The 15,974-nt window shown below is 64.9% G+C and carries 14 protein-coding genes and 1 tRNA gene; 8 read left to right on the top strand and 7 right to left on the bottom strand.

Features of this window, described 5'->3' with window-relative positions; all coding sequences use genetic code 11:
* Positions 1-22 precede the first annotated feature (22 nt).
* Entirely contained in the window at positions 23-625 is a 603-nt protein-coding gene (locus tag J8F10_RS37375; RefSeq protein WP_246524905.1) for an RNA polymerase sigma factor, read from the bottom strand.
* Between the two features lie 231 nt (positions 626-856).
* A complete protein-coding gene (locus J8F10_RS37370; RefSeq protein ID WP_210663437.1) occupies positions 857-1,180 on the bottom strand; it encodes a hypothetical protein in 324 nt (107 codons plus the stop codon).
* Positions 1,181-1,523: 343 nt separating this feature from the next.
* Between J8F10_RS37370 and J8F10_RS37365 the strand changes: the two genes are divergently transcribed.
* Complete coding sequence (locus tag J8F10_RS37365) at positions 1,524-1,805, top strand: hypothetical protein (protein ID WP_210663435.1); 282 nt, start codon at positions 1,524-1,526, stop codon at positions 1,803-1,805.
* 33 nt (positions 1,806-1,838) lie between these two features.
* On the opposite strand, the gene J8F10_RS37360 is transcribed toward J8F10_RS37365, so the two are convergent.
* Positions 1,839-3,125 (bottom strand): site-specific integrase, encoded by a 1,287-nt coding sequence (locus tag J8F10_RS37360; protein WP_210663433.1) that lies wholly within the window; start codon positions 3,123-3,125, stop codon positions 1,839-1,841.
* 117 nt (positions 3,126-3,242) lie between these two features.
* Positions 3,243-3,316, bottom strand: a tRNA-Arg gene (locus J8F10_RS37355).
* A 692-nt stretch (positions 3,317-4,008) separates the two neighbouring features.
* Here J8F10_RS37355 and J8F10_RS37350 point away from each other — a divergent pair.
* Positions 4,009-4,407 (top strand): hypothetical protein, encoded by a 399-nt coding sequence (locus J8F10_RS37350; protein ID WP_210663431.1) that lies wholly within the window; start codon positions 4,009-4,011, stop codon positions 4,405-4,407.
* Positions 4,408-4,492: 85 nt separating this feature from the next.
* Positions 4,493-5,341 (top strand): uracil-DNA glycosylase, encoded by an 849-nt coding sequence (gene ung / locus J8F10_RS37345; RefSeq protein WP_210663428.1) that lies wholly within the window; start codon positions 4,493-4,495, stop codon positions 5,339-5,341.
* Between the two features lie 84 nt (positions 5,342-5,425).
* Here ung and J8F10_RS37340 read toward each other — a convergent pair whose 3' ends face one another.
* Positions 5,426-7,129: a sensor histidine kinase gene (locus J8F10_RS37340; protein WP_210663426.1), complete on the bottom strand. Its 1,704-nt coding sequence runs from the start codon at positions 7,127-7,129 to the stop codon at positions 5,426-5,428.
* 57 nt (positions 7,130-7,186) lie between these two features.
* Positions 7,187-8,818: a hypothetical protein gene (locus J8F10_RS37335; RefSeq protein WP_210663424.1), complete on the bottom strand. Its 1,632-nt coding sequence runs from the start codon at positions 8,816-8,818 to the stop codon at positions 7,187-7,189.
* Between the two features lie 335 nt (positions 8,819-9,153).
* Between J8F10_RS37335 and J8F10_RS37330 the strand changes: the two genes are divergently transcribed.
* The 5 genes from J8F10_RS37330 to feoB all read left to right on the top strand — a co-directional run bounded on the left by J8F10_RS37330 (position 9,154) and on the right by feoB (position 14,533).
* A complete protein-coding gene (locus tag J8F10_RS37330) occupies positions 9,154-10,182 on the top strand; it encodes a DUF6263 family protein (RefSeq protein ID WP_210663423.1) in 1,029 nt (342 codons plus the stop codon).
* Positions 10,183-10,489: 307 nt separating this feature from the next.
* Positions 10,490-11,353: a dTDP-4-dehydrorhamnose reductase gene (gene rfbD, locus J8F10_RS37325; RefSeq protein WP_210663421.1), complete on the top strand. Its 864-nt coding sequence runs from the start codon at positions 10,490-10,492 to the stop codon at positions 11,351-11,353.
* A 289-nt stretch (positions 11,354-11,642) separates the two neighbouring features.
* On the top strand, positions 11,643-11,882 hold the full coding sequence (locus J8F10_RS37320; protein ID WP_210663419.1) for a FeoA family protein: 240 nt from the start codon (positions 11,643-11,645) through the stop codon (positions 11,880-11,882).
* Complete coding sequence (locus J8F10_RS37315) at positions 11,882-12,109, top strand: FeoA family protein (protein WP_210663417.1); 228 nt, start codon at positions 11,882-11,884, stop codon at positions 12,107-12,109. Before J8F10_RS37320 ends, J8F10_RS37315 begins: the two co-directional genes overlap by 1 nt.
* A 114-nt stretch (positions 12,110-12,223) precedes the next feature.
* Entirely contained in the window at positions 12,224-14,533 is a 2,310-nt protein-coding gene (gene feoB, locus J8F10_RS37310) for a ferrous iron transport protein B (protein WP_210663415.1), read from the top strand.
* Between the two features lie 194 nt (positions 14,534-14,727).
* Here feoB and J8F10_RS37305 read toward each other — a convergent pair whose 3' ends face one another.
* Positions 14,728-15,789, bottom strand: coding sequence for a hypothetical protein (locus J8F10_RS37305; RefSeq protein WP_210663413.1), 1,062 nt, complete (start codon positions 15,787-15,789; stop codon positions 14,728-14,730).
* Positions 15,790-15,974 lie beyond the last annotated feature (185 nt).

Here is a 15,974-nt window from a genome sequence, read left to right as displayed (position 1 = left end):
AGCCGAACGTGCTGACCCGATGTCACGAAAACGGAGTCAGGTTCTCGAACTGGAGCATGAGCTCGAGTCGCGCGTTCTGCCAACGCTTTTTGAGCGTCGAGAGCGGGACGTCGAGGAGTTCCGCGGCGGCCGGTTGGCTAAGTCCCTGGTAATAAAGCAGATCGAAGAGCGTGCGGTCCTCGACCTGCATCGCCCCGATCCGGGCATGAACTTCTTGCCAGATCGCCAGCGTCACCGGGTCGTTCGAGTCATCGGTCACGAGATCCGCCGGGCCGAGTTCGTCCCCGCGATCGCCCCCGACGGCCGGTACATGGCCGAGCTTCTTCCGCTTGGCCATGTCGAGAAGTGTCCGCCGGATCTGGCAGGCCGCGAATAAAAGGAAATCGGTCGGGCTATCGATTGGCACCGTTTTGAGCGCCTTAACGAGCCGCATCGCGGCCTCCTGAAAGACGTCGTTGGTGGAACCGTGCACACGCACCGCACGGAACCCGCGGAGCATGCGACGGATGTGGGTTTTCAGTCGCTCCTGACAGTGGGCAAAAATGTCATTAAGCGCTTCGGAATCACCGACCTTCAGTCTCTCAAATAGCAGATGAAGCGATGGTGACGAATCTCGGATCCACATATTGGCAACAGCCGGTGGGCGAACACGGACGATGGACGTGGGCACGAGTCTACCCTCTGTTCACACTGTCAACAAGCCCCCGTAATTCGCCGCCGGTCCGACAAGCCGGCGGGTCGACGGTCGACCTCCCGCCCGAAGCGACGAAAAGTACCCGTCAATCTGTTCGCACAACTGCCAAGTCCAAGAGAAACTCTCGTAACCCTGGTCGGGTTCGATGATCGGTCCGAGGGCCTAACTCAGTTGGATCCGCGACACCCCCTCGAAGACGCGCCAATCTCCGTTTTCTGTGTACCGACGGTAGTGCATGGTCACCGTGACCTGAGCTCTTGCCCGGATCGCCGCCCACGCTGCACAGGCCGCGGCCCACGTCCGCGCCTTCTGATCGTTGTCGCCTTCCAATTCGGCCCACGCCACCCGGCCTCCCTCAGTAATTACCATGAAGTAGTACGTATCCGGCCTATGGCCGATGGCTGCGAGGTCGGTGATCCTTACCCCCGCCAAAGTCGCCTCAAGCACCTCGAACGGATTTCCCTCGTTCTTTTTGACTTCCGCCATCCCACATCTCCGAACCGCTGAATTTAATTTGTCAAGCCGGGGGCAGCGTATCCACCCGCCTGACAACCCGAAACTCGGATGCGTTTGCTACGGAAGGGATAAGCGAAGCGTGTCGTCGAGCAGGTTGAACTTTTCGCAGATTTGTTGCAATCGCCCAGAAAGCACAACAGGCGGGTGGGATCCACCGGCCCCGGATGCAACTGCGTGCGAATGAGCTGCTCTGAAAATGGTACCGGACCGGAAGATTCCGGCGCCGCCGCCCAAAAAATCGACTATTGCTCCGAGCAGGTTCGGGGTTAGACTCGCGGCGTTTCTTCTCCTCCCCTTCGTCCGGGGATCGCACATGCGTCGGTACGCCCCACTCATACTCACGTTCGCAATCGGAACCGCGGTCGGCTGGGTGGTCAACGCCGCCCCATCGCGACAGCAGTCATCGCCGAAGCCGGCCCTGCCCCGGGCGCCGGACCGCATCATGATCGGCTGCCCCGAACCCAATTCTCCCAGCGGGCGGGCGTGGCACACGCTCCGCGTGGTCCCGTCGGTCGGCCTGTCGCCCGATCAGAAACTGACCGACGAATGGGTCGTCACGGTCCTGACCGACGACATCGCATCGGGGACGGCGTGACGGCCGTTTCCTACACCGCCAAGTGACGGCCGCTCACCCGATCCGCTCGAACGCTCCCATGACCTTGTCGCGGTCCCGCTCGGCGTACACGAGCGTCGTCGTCAAGGTCGTGTGACCCAACGCCAATTGAGCCAGCTCGATCCCGAACTCTTTCCGCATCGCGGTCGCCGCGTTGTGCCGGAGCCGATTCGGTGCCCACTTCGGAACGAACACTTTTTCCGCGAGCCCTGACACGTCCGCCCCCGGGTTCTGCTCTCGGGCTCGCTCAACGGCCCGCTCCCGTGCGGCCGCGTCCGCCTGCTCGCACGCATAAGCAATGGCCCGGCGGTAGCTGCTCGGGGTGTACCGGTCCCCGGCCTTCTTACGGCGAGTCGCCTTCTTCTTGGTGGCGTTCCTCTTCATGTGCGATGCCCACCGGGGCGTGGCACGGTTCTGTGATCGCTCCTCGTGCCGCTGGGCTTCCGCTTCCGCCGGCGAGAACAGGTAGGCGTTCGGATCATCCTTGAGCCACGGTAGCAGCACGGCCTGAGCCCGCGGCCCGATGTACACTTCCCGTGAGTGCCCCCGGTGCTCCGTCTTGTGGTGTTCCGGTTTGAACACCCATACTTTCCCCGAACGGTCGATGTCGCAACCGCGAATGGTAACAATCTCCCCGGGCCGGGCACCGGTGAACATCTGGAGCTTCACCAGTGCCGCGACCTGGGCCGACATGAAGAGTAGGGCGGCTTCGATCCATTCTTCCGGGACCGGTTTCACGGGCTCCGTTTCTCGAACTCCGGGCTCGCCTTTGCGGATCGCCGCGACCGCGGACAACCCCCAGTTGACGGACGGCGGGACCAGCTCCTCCGCGACCGCGAACCGGAACATCCGCTTGACCCGGTTCACCTGCCGGTTCGTGTAAGCCCGGGACCAGTCCAGCGAGAGCATCTTTTGCCGGACCTGCTTCAACGCCTTCGGCCCGAACTCGGCCGCGGGAATCCGGCCGAACAGACCCGCGACCACCCGGCACGCGGCCTTGATCGCCTCGACCTCGGAGTTCGATCCCTTCTCACGCTGGACGTGGTGCCCGGTCGCGTGCTCCACGAACGCCAGGATCACCGCGTTCACGGTGACGACGGGCCGAGCCGGAGTGGATTCGTCGGGGAGTTTGCGGCCGTTGGCGAGCCAGCGAGAAATGAGGACGTCGTACTCGGCGCGGACGGACGGTGGGGCCTTCCTCTGGTCGCGCGACCAGTGGCCGAGGTAGTGCTCTTTGCCGTTGAGGGTAACGTAGCCTTGCTGGGCTGCCTTGTGGTGGCAGAGTTTCGGAGTGTGGTTCATAGGTGCGGTGGAGCGAGGAGCTTCCGTAGTCTACGGAAGTGACCCTTGTCTCTGGCCGCACCATCGAACGCCGATGGGTAAGCTTTAAGTGCTTCGCCGAGCAGGACTTACTGAGAGTACACCCGAGAGGATTTGAACCTCTAACCCTCGGTTCCGAAGACCGATGCTCTATCCAGTTGAGCTACGGGTGCGTGTACTGCAAATCTTGGTGTTTTCTGTGCCTTCGTTCGCTTCTTTCGTTAATTCCCGATGTGGTTGCGCTCACAACAATTGCCCCCCCTTGAAGGGCCGCCATGTCTAATGGCAATTCTATCGCGCCGGCGCCCGCGAACAAGTCAAACAACCCTCATCCCGATTTCCTGCTATTTTTGCACGCAGTGTAAACTGTGCGACCACCGCACCACCGGGAGTAGCTACCCGGGTGAATGCGGCAGCCGAGGAACGGCGGACTCGTACCCGCCCGCCCGAGGCCACCGGCGCGGCCACTCTGAAGTATGAGGAACCAATGCCAGAGGCTCTTGAGCATCTTGAGCGGTTACGTAACTGGGTCTCTTATCGCTTGGTGGTGCTCGATGCTTCTGTATCTCCCTAAGTCGATCGTCCTGAAGTTCAAGAATTCCAGGAAGATGCGCGACGGAGGCTCGAAAAGTTAGTCCACCTAGCAGAACGATTCTGTGACTCCACAGGATGGGTTGAACGCTCTTAAAGGCGGGCTCAGCAAAGCGGTGAATCGCATTAGCCTGAACTGCAAGATCATCAGACTGGGCTTCAACCCGCCAGGAGATCCGTATTCGCGCGCCGTACTCGTTTTCAACACCACAACACCCCGCGCGAACGCGAACTACATTTCGCTGTCCGACTGCTCCCCAACGAGGATACCACGATGACGACTGGTGCGCCCGCCGAGACGAAGCCGAGCGCGTGGCCGAAGTTGTGGCAGTTCACGCTCCTCGGGCTCCCGCTCCTGGCGCTCGCCGCACTGGTCCTGAGCCTCTGGTTCCGGAAGCCCGATTACATGGCCGTGCTCTGGCGCGACCCGATGGGCGTGAGGATGCTCACCGGGTCGGTAGGGCTGCTACTCGTAGGTGCCGGGCTGTACCTCGGCGGGTGCGCGTTGCTAAATCGATTCACGGCTCGATCGCGGTGGGGGAAGGGGGCGACCGTGGCGCAAATCGGACTTGTCGCCGCGTGGGTCGTGGTGTTCTGTGCCCCGGTCGCGTTCGTGTGTTTGATCGGGCCGGCGGCCATTCAGATTCAGAATAGCTTATTGAGCAAGGGCTGAACTTCGCGCGATTGCACAACGTGGGATGCACGGGCGCTCGATGGTGGGTAAAGTATGCCCAACACCCCCCCAACGAGGCCGACACATGGGCAAGAAGAAGAAAGACGCCGAATCCGCGTCCCTGTTCGATGAAGAGAAGCCGGCTGCCCCACCGACCGAAGGCTCACCGTCCGTTGCGAAGGATGAACCACTCGCGGAACCGAAGGTCGAAGAGCTCCCACCGCTCCCGCCCGGCGTCCCCGGATTGCCGGCCGACCTCGACCCGTCCTGGCGCGCGGCCCTCGACCCGGAAACGCGGAAACCGTACTGGGCCGCGCTCGCGAAGTTCATCGTCGAGGAGCGCAAGGCCCACACGGTTTTCCCGCCCGCCGCCGACGTGTTCAACGCCTTCCGCTACACCCCACTCGACAAAGTGAAGGTGCTCATCCTCGGCCAAGACCCGTACCACGGGCCGGGCCAGGCACACGGGCTGTGCTTCTCCGTTCGGCCCGGTGTAACGCCCCCGCCCTCCCTGCGCAACATCTACAAGGAACTCGATAGCGACCTCGGCATCCCGCCGGTGAAACACGGCTACCTGGTCACCTGGGCGCAGCGCGGCGTGCTGATGCTGAACGCCTGCATGACCGTGCGGAAGGGGGAAGCCAACTCGCACGCCGGCAAGGGGTGGGAGCAGTTCACCGACGCGGCCATTCGCGCGGTCAACGACCAGAAGCGGACCGTCGTGTTCCTGCTGTGGGGCGCGTATGCGGGGAAGAAGCTCCCGCTCATCGACCCGAAGCGGCACGTGGTCGTGAAGTCGGCGCACCCGTCGCCGTTCTCCGAACTGAAGTTCTTCGGCACCAAACCGTTCTCAAAGGTCAACACCGCCCTCGAAGCCGCCGGCGAAGAACCGGTCGACTGGCGCCTGCCGGAGAAGGTGGAAGAAGCGTCGTGAGAAATAGTCGTAAGGTCACAAGTTGTAAAGTCAAAGGCTGTCACCATTGAAGCCTTTGACTTTACGACTTGTGACCTTACGACGTTACGACTCGACACAAGGGAACCGCACGTGGAAGGTCGTTCCGCGGAGCGGCGCGGATTCGATCTCCAGTGAACCGCCGTGGTGCTCGAGCACCATCGCCACGAACGACAGCCCGAGCCCCATGCCGGCGCTGTACCCCTCATAGAGCGCGTTGTCGCGCTTCGTGGTGAAGTGCGTTTTCAAGCAGTTCCGCCGCACTTCGTCCGTCATCCCGATGCCGTTATCGCGAACCTCCAGAACGACGTACTCGCCGTCGCGGTGCGCGGCTAGGTGGATCTCGCCCTTCCAACTCGCGGCGGCGAGGAGCTTGTGCCGGCGCGCGGTCGGGTCGGTCTCGCGCTTGGCCTCGTCGCGCAGGTAGTTCCGCATCTCGAAGGTCGCGTCGCGCGCGTTGAACACGAGGTTCTCCACGGCCTGCTGCATGTGCGACAAGTCGCCCGTCACCAGCGCGGCCCCGGGCGGCACGACGGCCGTCACCGCGAGTTTCCACTTGTCGCGGCCCATCTCGGTCCAGGTGCGCTGGGTCTCGCGGAACAGCGCGTACACGTCCACCTGGGTGACCTCGGCGTTCGCCGGGTCGCGCCGCACCGTGCGCAGGATCTGTTGCAGGCGCTCCGTGACCGTGCCGAGCGTGGACTTCACCTCTTCCAACATGCCGTGCTGTTCGGTGTTGCCGGCCGCCTCCATGCAGCGCGTGATGAGGTCGTTGGGCCGCACGAGCAGGTTCTTGATGTTGTGCGCGTAGCTCCCGGCCATGATGCCGATGCTCGCGTAGAGCTGCGACTTCATCTCCAGCGCCTCGCGCTCGGCCTCGGCCGCGCGGTTGGTGAGCTTCGCGGCCGCGAGTTCCTGTTCGAGTAACTTGCGTCCGAGTTCCTCGCTCGAGCGCTCCAGCTCTTGCTGTTTCACGCGGGCCTCGAGCAGGCTGCGCTCGATGAGTTCGCGCTCCACCTGGGCGGCGAGCAGATCCCGCTCACGGTGCTCGGCCTCGGCCGCCGCGCGCCACTTCTCCAGTTCGCGCGCCTGCTCGCGCCGCACGAAGCGCCCCACGACGAACACCGCGAGCAGCGTCGTGGGGACGAGCACGCCGGTCGCGATCGTCTGCCAGAAGCGGAACTCGTCCTGCTGCTTCTGCATCCGGTTGAACGAGTGGAGCTGGTACACGCAGCGGACGCGCGCGCGGGCACTCGGGCGGTCCAGGGGAGGGGCGAATTCGAGCGTGCGGAGCTGCGCCTTCGCGGACCCGCCGGGGCGCGGCTTGGGCGACGTCCACACGACCGGCTCAACGGGCCGCGCGTCACCCCCCGTGACCCCGGCGAACTCGATTTCGAGCGAGTACACGTTCGGGAACAGCGGGAGCTGCCCCGCGTACATGCGCGTCGGCTCGACCATCGCGCGCATGTGCTCTTCGATCTCGGCGCGCTTGTTCTTCACCCGGTCGCCGTGGTCCGGTCCGCGGTTCTCGACGTGGAGCAGGTCGACGTACTCCTTCACCAGTTCGGCGAGCGTCTTGCGGAACACGCGGGTGTTGTCGATCCACTCGCGCACGTCCGCGCGGTCGGACTCTTCGCCCCAATTCGCGCGCGTCGCGAGGAGCCACGCGAGCAGCCCGACCAGCACGGCCCACAGCACCGCGAGCGGCACGAGCCGCCCCGCGTACCGCCAGACCGGGAACCGCGGCGCATCAAGCGCGGATGAACTCATACCGAATTCCGTGGATGGATTCCTTGGTGCCTATCGCGTGTCGAACGGTGCCCGGCGTCACTCGCCCGGTCCCCCGGCGTTCGGCCGCACGGTTTGCACGACCGGGCGCACGCGGATGCGGTCCCAGCCCGCCCCCGGCTTCCGCGTCCACACTTCGAGTTCCGCGTCCGGGTACGTGACCACGCCCTCGACCCGCGCCGTCGGGCGGAGCACAACCACGTGCTCCCCGGACCCGCTGAGTCGATTGCCGGACGGGTCGAAGAACGTCGGGGCCAGCGCCCGGAACCCTTTGGCGAGTGCGTCGGGGCCATCGATCAGGTGATCGGCCCCGTCGGGGTACGCGCTGCGGGCGACCGTGCGGACGAGCGTCGAAAATAATTGGATGTCTTCGGTGCTGTTCTTCACTTCGCCGGGCTTCGTGGGCGGGGCGAGTTCGTACCCCGGTGGCGCCGGCGGGTCGCCCGGTTCGTCCCAATCGAACGGGTTGGTGTGCGTGAACAGGACCAGCGGGATCGGCACCGTTCGCACGGGCCACGCGAATTCGCCGTCGCGGAACAGCGCGTTCACCGGGATACCGTCGCCGGTCACCGCGACGAGGCGCCGGGCGGCCCCGGGGTTCCCCTGTGCCAGTGCCCCGAGCACGCGGCGCGCGGGCGCCGTTACGGTGGGGATCACCAGAACCGTGCGCTCGCCGCGCTTCGGGAAGTGCGGGTGCGCGAGGATGTGATCGACGATCTGCGCTTCGTAGGGGTTCGGGCGCGCGAACCGGCCGGCACTGAACGGCACCAGGTTCGATTCGACCCCGAGCCGCGGGCGCCCGGCGATCGCGCCCTGCTCCGCGATCGCTTCGCGGAACTGGAGCGACAGGTCGAGCGAGTACGGGTCGTCCTTCCACGAGACCGCGAACGCCTGACTTCGCGGGGGTTCGCTCGCGAGTTCCGCCAGCCAGGGGAGCATCCCCCACCCGCCCCCCGATGCGCCGGGAACCGCACGCAGACCGGGCCACACCGCGGGGCCGGGCCGGAGCGTCGCGTCGCTGAACACAAAGTCCGTGACCGCCTCGGCCATCTGCTTGTTCGTGAAGCAGAACCGGTACGAACGGTCGTAGAGTTCGACGAGTTTCGGCGGCTGGTAATCGGCCTGGTAGTTCTCGTGCTCCTTATCGGGGTACACGAAATCGGCGGTCGCGGTGGCGAGTAGTAGAAGCGGTTTCTGGCCGGGCCACTCGACCCCGGCCATCGCCTCGGCGAGTTCGCGCGCGCGGTCGCTGGACCACCCGCCGACGACCGCGAGCGGGATCGGGGTGCGGGCCGCCAGTGCCTTCACCCACGCCGCGGTCGAAGCGTCGTTGGTGACCTTGTACCAGCGCACGCGGATCTTCCCCGCGAACCCGTCGCGCGACAGAACCACTTCCGGCACCGCGGTGGTGCGCGTGGGGAAGGCGTGGGAGTCGTCCACGTGCAGCCCGGACGGGGCCGTGCTCATCTCCGCGCGCTTCATCCCCCACACGAAGTTCTCCCACGTATCGGTGGACGTGGGGATGTGCAGCCACGCGATCTCCTGGTCGCCGCTCGGCACCGGGCGCGGGTCCGCGGCCGTCGTGTCGAACCACCCGGACCGGGCGAGTACCCACGCGGCGATCAGGGCGACCATCAGGGCGCCCACGATTACCGGCCAGCGCCGTTGCATGTCGAGCGCCTCCTGGGACGAGATGCGAACCACGTTCACTGTACCAAATGACGGGAGCGGGCCTGCGCAGCGCTTCGCGCCCCCGTGTTGCGGGGCGCAGTGACGTGGGCGGGTACCACGGCCGACCGTGGTCTGCGGAGGTCGAAAGGCAAAAGTGTGACACAATCCCGGGGGCCGTGGAAGGCGAGTTCGCGGCCCGCGCGCGAGCGGTCCACGATCGGCAACACCGTTTTCCCCAACGCTCTTGCTTCCCCCGACGGTGCGGGTAGAACAACCGGAACGTCAACCCGTTGTCCCGGCCGTGCCGGGGATTCCGGCCCGTAGGAGATCCATCCGTGCTTCGCACCCGCTTCGCCGTTGCCGCGCTCCTGGGCGTCGCCGTTGCCGCCCTCGCCGGCGCGCAAGACCGCAAGTTCGATCTGAACTTCGGCACCAAGGACAAGGACGGTAAATACACCCCGTACTACCAGGAAGTGACGACCGAAGTCACCCAGGTCATCAAGGTGCAGGGCCAGGATCTCACCCAGAAGCAGAAGAGCGTCTTCTGGTACCAGTGGACCCCGATCAAGGAAGACAAGGTCAAGGAAGGGGCCGAGGACGTCACCAAGTGGACGGTGAAGCAGAAGATCGAAGGGCTGGAGATGAACATCGACATCTCCGGTAACCCGATCAATTACTCCTCGAAGACCGAGACCCCGGGCAGCGCGGGCAACCCCGGCCTGGTCGAGTTCTTCAAGGGGCTGAAGGACAGCGAGTTCACCGTGACCCTGGGCAAGAACTACAAGGTCGAGAAGGTCGAGGGCAAGGAAGACTTCATCAAGAAGCTCGGCGCCGGCAGCGCCCAGATGGACGCCCTCCTCAAGAAGGTGATGACCGACGACGCCCTTAAGGAGATGGTGGACCCGACCTCCAAGCTGTTCCCGGACGGCCCGAAGAAGGTCGGCGAATCGTGGGAAAAGAAGACCAGCCTGAACCTCGGGCCGATCGGCAGCTACGAGCTCCTTTACAAGCTGAAGTACGCGGCCGTGGAGAAGGAAAAGGACAAGATCGAGGTCGAGACCGCGATCACCTACACCGCGCCGAAGGAGAACCCGGAAGGCCTGCTGTTCCGCATTAAGGAGGGCAGCAAGCTGACCAGCGACCCGGCCAAGAGCAAGGGCACGGTGATCTACGACCCGAAGACCAAGCGCATCGAGTCCGCCGAGATCAACATCACCCTGAAGGGCGACCTGATCGTGGTGATCGGTGGTACCGACACGCGGGTCGAACTGACCCAAGAGCAGAAGACGATCATCAAGACGCAGGACAAGAGCTACCTCGAAAAGGCCCCGGCGCCCGTCACGCCGCCGGTACCGGGCAAGTAACATTCGCTCGAACGCGACCGCAAACCGCCCGGCCACCGCGCCGGGCGGTTTCGTTTCATCCTTGAGAGAGCGCACCAGTCAACAGCAAGCACAGGGCTTCCGCCCGGTGCTACGGAAGACGGCCCCTCCGGGGCGAAGACGCCGAACCATCTTCCGCCACAGAGCCGGTGCGCAACGCCAAGCCGCCCTCATCGGGGCGAAGGTCAATGCTCTCAATGCCTTTCCGCCCCGGAGGGGCCGGCGTTCGTAGCACAGGGCGGAAGCCCTGTGCGCTCTTTGTACTCTTGTTTTCATGGGAGTTTCCTCAATGAAAATTGCCGTTCTGGGTGCGGCCGGACAACTCGGGCGCGACCTGTGCCCGCGCCTTTCGGCACTCGGTGAAGTCGTTCCGCTGTCGCGCGTCGAGATCGACCTCGCGCGTCCCGACGCGATCGCCGCCGTTGTCGCCGATCTGCGGCCGGATGTGTTCGTGAACTGCGCGGCTTACAATTTGGTGGATAAGGCCGAGACCGAGCCGGAATCGGCGTTCGCGGTCAATGTGTGGGGCGTCCGGGAGTTAGCCACCGCGTGCCGCACGGTCGGCGCGAAACTGGTTCATTTCAGCACCGACTACGTGTTCGGCCTCGATGCGGCTCGAACCGTACCGTTCAGCGAAGACGATGCCCCGGGGCCGGTCAGCGCCTACGGGCTGAGCAAACTCACGGGCGAGTTCGTTGCGCGGGCTGCGGCGCCGGGCAATCTCGTGATCCGCACCTGTGGGCTGTACGGCGTGTGGGGCAGTGGCGGAAAGGGCGGCAACTTTGTTGAGACGATGTTGCGAATCGCGAAGCAGGGAAAGCCTCTGCGGGTGGTGAACGACCAGCACTGCACGCCGAGTTACACCGCGGACGTGGCGGCCGCAACCGTCCAGCTCCTCGAACACAACGCGACGGGTCTCTTCCACGTCACTAACAGCGGCACGTCCACCTGGTACCAGCTCGCGGCGGAGATCTTCCGCCAGGCGGGATTGCGAGCCGATCTCACGCCGATCACGAGCGCCGAGTTCAACGCCCCCGCGAAGCGCCCGCCGTACAGCGTGCTCTCCACGGCAAAGCTCACAGCGCACGGCGTGCCGGCTCTGCGCCCGTGGACCGAAGCACTCGCGGCCTATCTTGGCGAACGACCGGCGTGAGCCGAATGGTGAAAGTGTCACGGGCAAAATGACTTACGTCTACACCTGTGGCCGGTGCGAGCCGCCGTGAGAATGACCCCATTCTCCATATCAATCAAAACAGCCGCCCTCCGTTTCACCAGCCGGCTCACGCCGGCCGTTCGCCCAAATCTCGTAACGACCACGCATTCCCGCCTCCGCGCCGATCGGTTCACGCCAACCGTTCGGTTAAATCCCGCGTCGCGCCCTTGACTCGTGCACGGTAAAGAGCGAAACTGTAATGAGACGAAATCTCAACAAGTGAGCCGTCATGCTGATGCCCCTCGATATGGTGCGCGCCGGCGAATGGGCCGATGTCGAAGAGGTGACCGGCCAGGCCGATTGGGTCGGGCGCCTCGCCGAACTCGGAATCCGTCAGGGCTGCCGCGTCCAAGTGGTTCAGCCCGGGTCGACCTGCCTCCTGAAGGTGGCCGGGGGAAAGCTCGGCCTGCGCGGGTGCGAGTGCGCCCAGATCCTCGTTCGACCCGTCACCGTGGGGCACGCCGGCTGATGCCCACTCTCGCCGATCTCGCACCGGGCCAACGGGCCGAAGTGCTGTCCGTAACCGGCCCCCCCGCTCTGGTCCAGCGCCTCTACGAATTCGGGCTGCTCGAGGGCGAGCCCGTGGAGGTTCTCGCGCGCGCGCCGCTCGGCGACCCGCTCGAAATCGGCATCGGCAACTCCCGCCTGAGTCTTCGCAAGTCCGAAGCCGCCGGTATCGGCGTGCGCCCACTTTAGAATCGCGGAGTTCGGAACGCGGAGCGCGGAACTGAGTCCAGGACCAGCGCCCGTTTCGTGCCCGCTCCGGTTGGTTTTCGTTCCAAATTCCGCGTTCCGAACTCCGCACGACTTATGCTCACCCCCACGCTCACCGTCGCTCTCGTCGGGAACCCGAACGCGGGGAAATCGACGCTGTTCAACGCGCTCTCCGGGCTGCGCCAGCGCATCGGTAACTACCCCGGCGTCACCGTCGAGATGAAGAAGGGGCAGTTCACCGCCGACGGTACAACGGTGGACCTCATCGACCTCCCGGGCACGTACAGCCTCGCCGCACGCAGCCCGGACGAGATGGTCGCGGTGGACCTGCTTTTGGGTCGCAGGCCGGAAGAGCCCAAGCCGTCGGTGGTGCTCTCGATCGTTGATGCGACGAACCTCGACCGGCACCTCTACCTCACGAGCCAGTTGCTCGACTTGGGGGTTCCGGTCGTCGTCGCGGTCAACATGATCGACGCGGCCGCGGCGCAGGGGCTGAAGTTCGATTACGCGAAACTGTCCGAAGCGATCGGTGCCCCCGTCGTACCGATCCAGGCGAACAACGGCACCGGGCTCACCGAACTCGCCGCGACCATTCGCGCCGCGGGGGAACGCGCAATCGCGCCGAGCGGCCCCGCGTTCCCGCCCGCGTTCGATGAGGTTGTGGAACAGTTGCGGAAGGAACTCAGCGACGAGGTTCCGCCGGTCCTCCTTCGGCGCGCGGTCATCGACATCGGCGGGTACACGGAACAGTGGCTCGTCGAGCGGTACGGCGACCGGTTCAAGTCCGCGCTCGTCGGCGCCCGGGACAAACTCACCGCCCTCGGGCACGCGGTCCCGGGCGTGGAAGCCCGCACGCGGTTCGCGTGGGTGCGTGCGGCCGTGACCGCGGCCGTGAGCAAGCCCGCTACGCGCCCGGTCACGTGGACCGACCGCATCGACTCGGTCCTCACGCACCGGCTCTGGGGCACGCTCGTGTTCCTGGTCGTCATGTTCCTGATGTTCCAGTCGATCTTCCTGTGGGCGAAACCGCTCATGGACCTGATTAGCAGCGGGCAGGACGCGGTCGCGAAGGCCGCGGACTCGGCGCTGCCCTCCGGCCCGCTCCGGGCGCTGTTGGTCGATGGGATCATCAAGGGCGTCGGCAGCGTACTGGTGTTCCTGCCGCAAATCATGATCCTGTTCGGCTTCATCGCGGTCCTCGAAGACTGCGGGTACATGGCCCGCGCCGCGTTCCTCATGGACCGCATCATGAGCCGGTGCGGATTGAGCGGGAAGTCATTCATCCCGATGCTGTCGAGCGTGGCGTGTGCGGTGCCCGGGATCATGGCCACGCGGGTGATCGAGAACCGGCGCGACCGGCTCGCCACGATCCTGGTGTCACCCCTCATGAGCTGTTCCGCCCGGCTCCCGGTGTACATCCTGCTCATCGGGGCGTTTGTCGCGCGCCCGGGTTCGCCGGGGTGGTTACCGGGACTGGTGCTGTTCGCGATGTACATGGTCGGCTTCACGATCGCGCCGCTGGTCGCGCTCGCGCTCAAGCGGACGCTCCTCCGCGGCGCGCCGCCGGTTTTTGTGATGGAACTGCCGAGCTACCGGCGCCCCAAATTCACCTCGATACTGCGGCGCATGGGGGGCGCGGGCTGGGCGTTCACCCTGCGCGCCGGCACGATCATCCTGGCCGCGATGGTGCTCGTGTGGGCCTTGCTCTATTTCCCGTACATCGACGCACAGGGCGAATCGTACCCGGACCGTATCGAGAAAGCCGAAGACGCCGTCAAGGAGAGCGCGGACCGGCTCAAGGAACTCAAGGAGAAGGACGAGGCGAGCAAGAAGGAACCCGAAGCAAACGAACCCGCGCCCGCTCAACTGACCGAGGGCGAAAAGGCGGAACTGGAGAAGCTCGAAAGCGCGACGGGGGCTCCCGACAAACTCAACGGCGAGTGGAAGCGGAGCAGTTACCTCGGTCGGGCCGGGTTGTGGATGGAACCCGTATTCGAGCCGCTGGGGTGGGACTGGAAGATCGGCGTCGCGGCGATGGCGAGCTTCCCGGCGCGCGAGGTGATCGTCGGCACGTTCGGGCTGCTCTACGACGTGGGCGAAGTGGACACGAAGGCGATCGGCGACGCGGGCGCCGACGACGAAGCGAAGGAAAAGGTCGCCGGGCTGACGAAGGCCGTGCAAGACGACTGGTCGAAAGACCCGGTCCGCGGCAAGTACGGCGTACCGGTCGCGCTGTCGCTGATGGTGTTCTTCGCACTGTGCTGCCAGTGCGCAGCGACCCTCGCCGTCATCCAGCGCGAAACGAAGAGCTGGCTCTGGCCCGCGTTCACCTTCGTCTACATGACGGTCCTGGCGTACTGCGGGGCGTTCGTCACGTTCCAGGTGGGTCGGCTGATCGTGGGGTGAGAGCCTCCTCCGATTGACGAGGAGGCGCATCCGAAGTGAACTCGCCCGAATTCATTCCGTGATCGTCGCGGAGCGCGAACGAGCCGCGACTGCAAGGGAGCGGGGTTAGGCTCCCCGTGTACTGAACTGGAATCATCAAGCCGCCGCCTCCCGCTCCTTGCGGTCGCGGCTCGCCGTGCAGAGCGCGAAACCAACTAACCGGCGAGCGGCGGGGCGAGGAGCCAGCGGAGCAACTTCGCGTTATCGGCGCCCTCCCCGCGTTCCCCGGCGGCCCACCACCACCACAGCGGCACACCAACGGCGGTGATCTCTCCCTTTCCGACTTTCGCTGTTGCCACGAACCCCAAGCCCGCTTTCTCGAAACCGACCGCGTTCACGAGAACCCGACCGGCGTTCTCCACACGGATCGGTGAAGCCCGAAAGAACGTCGTCGATTTGATGCCGGCCTTAACCACTTCGGCGGAGAAATCGTCGGCCTTCGGGGTCGCATTCTTCAGTCCGCGCGGTGCTTCTTGATCGAGGAGTTCCAAGCCGGTCCCGTCTAGCACCTCGTTCGCCGCGGGAACCGATCCCGCAAAGAACGCGCTCGTCGTGACGACCACGCGGCCGCCCGCTTTAGCAAAAGCCCGAACCTGTTGCACATCGTCCGCGGTCTTCACCAAGAGGGCACGAGCGTCCAACAGGACGCAGTTGTACTTGCTCAAATCAAGACCGCGGAGAACCGGCTGCTTGGCGCGAACGAGCAGGTAACTCGCGTCCAGATCCGCGCCCCGAACGAGGTCGGTCCAGGCCTTATACATTTTCCCGTTGTCCGCCGAGTCCCGCTCGAACGGCGTTCCGGCAACCAGGAGCCGCGTCTGCCCGACCTTCCGTGCCTTCACAGCGGCCGAGACCGGCACCTTGGTTGTGACCTCCCCAACGGTAACCTTGATCTCGCCTTCAAATTCGCCCGCGCGGGCCGTCTCGATCGCGACCTCGACCGCAACACACGTAAAGTTGTTCCCCAGACCCGCTTGTCGGGCGTAGGTCTCGGTACCGAGTACCTTCACGAACTTCGGGGCCTCGACCTTTACTACCGGTTTCGGGTCGTCGGCCGAAGCGTACACCAGGAAACTCCCTTCAGCGATCCCGCCCACGCACACGGTTCCGAAGGGGAGGTGGTCGGGTTGGGCCTGCCCCACGACCGGCGCGCCCCACGCAGTGGGTACGATCGCCAGCAAACAGCCAACAGTCAGCGCGAATCGAAACGGTGTCACGAGCGCCTCCGCACGAGCCATTGATGGATTGGCAGTAACGCGATTGGCGCCCACGATACCCATAGCAAGAGGAAGGGCTAATGAGGGCGGAAGGATTTGCAGGGATTGGCGTTGAACGCAGAGCTTGGTCGTTTCCGGTTTCTCGCGGTGGCGCCTCCCGCTCCCTCGCGGTCGCGGCTCGTTCG

The organism is Gemmata palustris (assembly GCF_017939745.1).
Lineage (GTDB): Bacteria > Planctomycetota > Planctomycetia > Gemmatales > Gemmataceae > Gemmata > Gemmata palustris.
The sequence above is the reverse complement of the archived record's forward strand: the minus strand, read 5'-3'. Positions and strand labels throughout refer to the sequence as shown.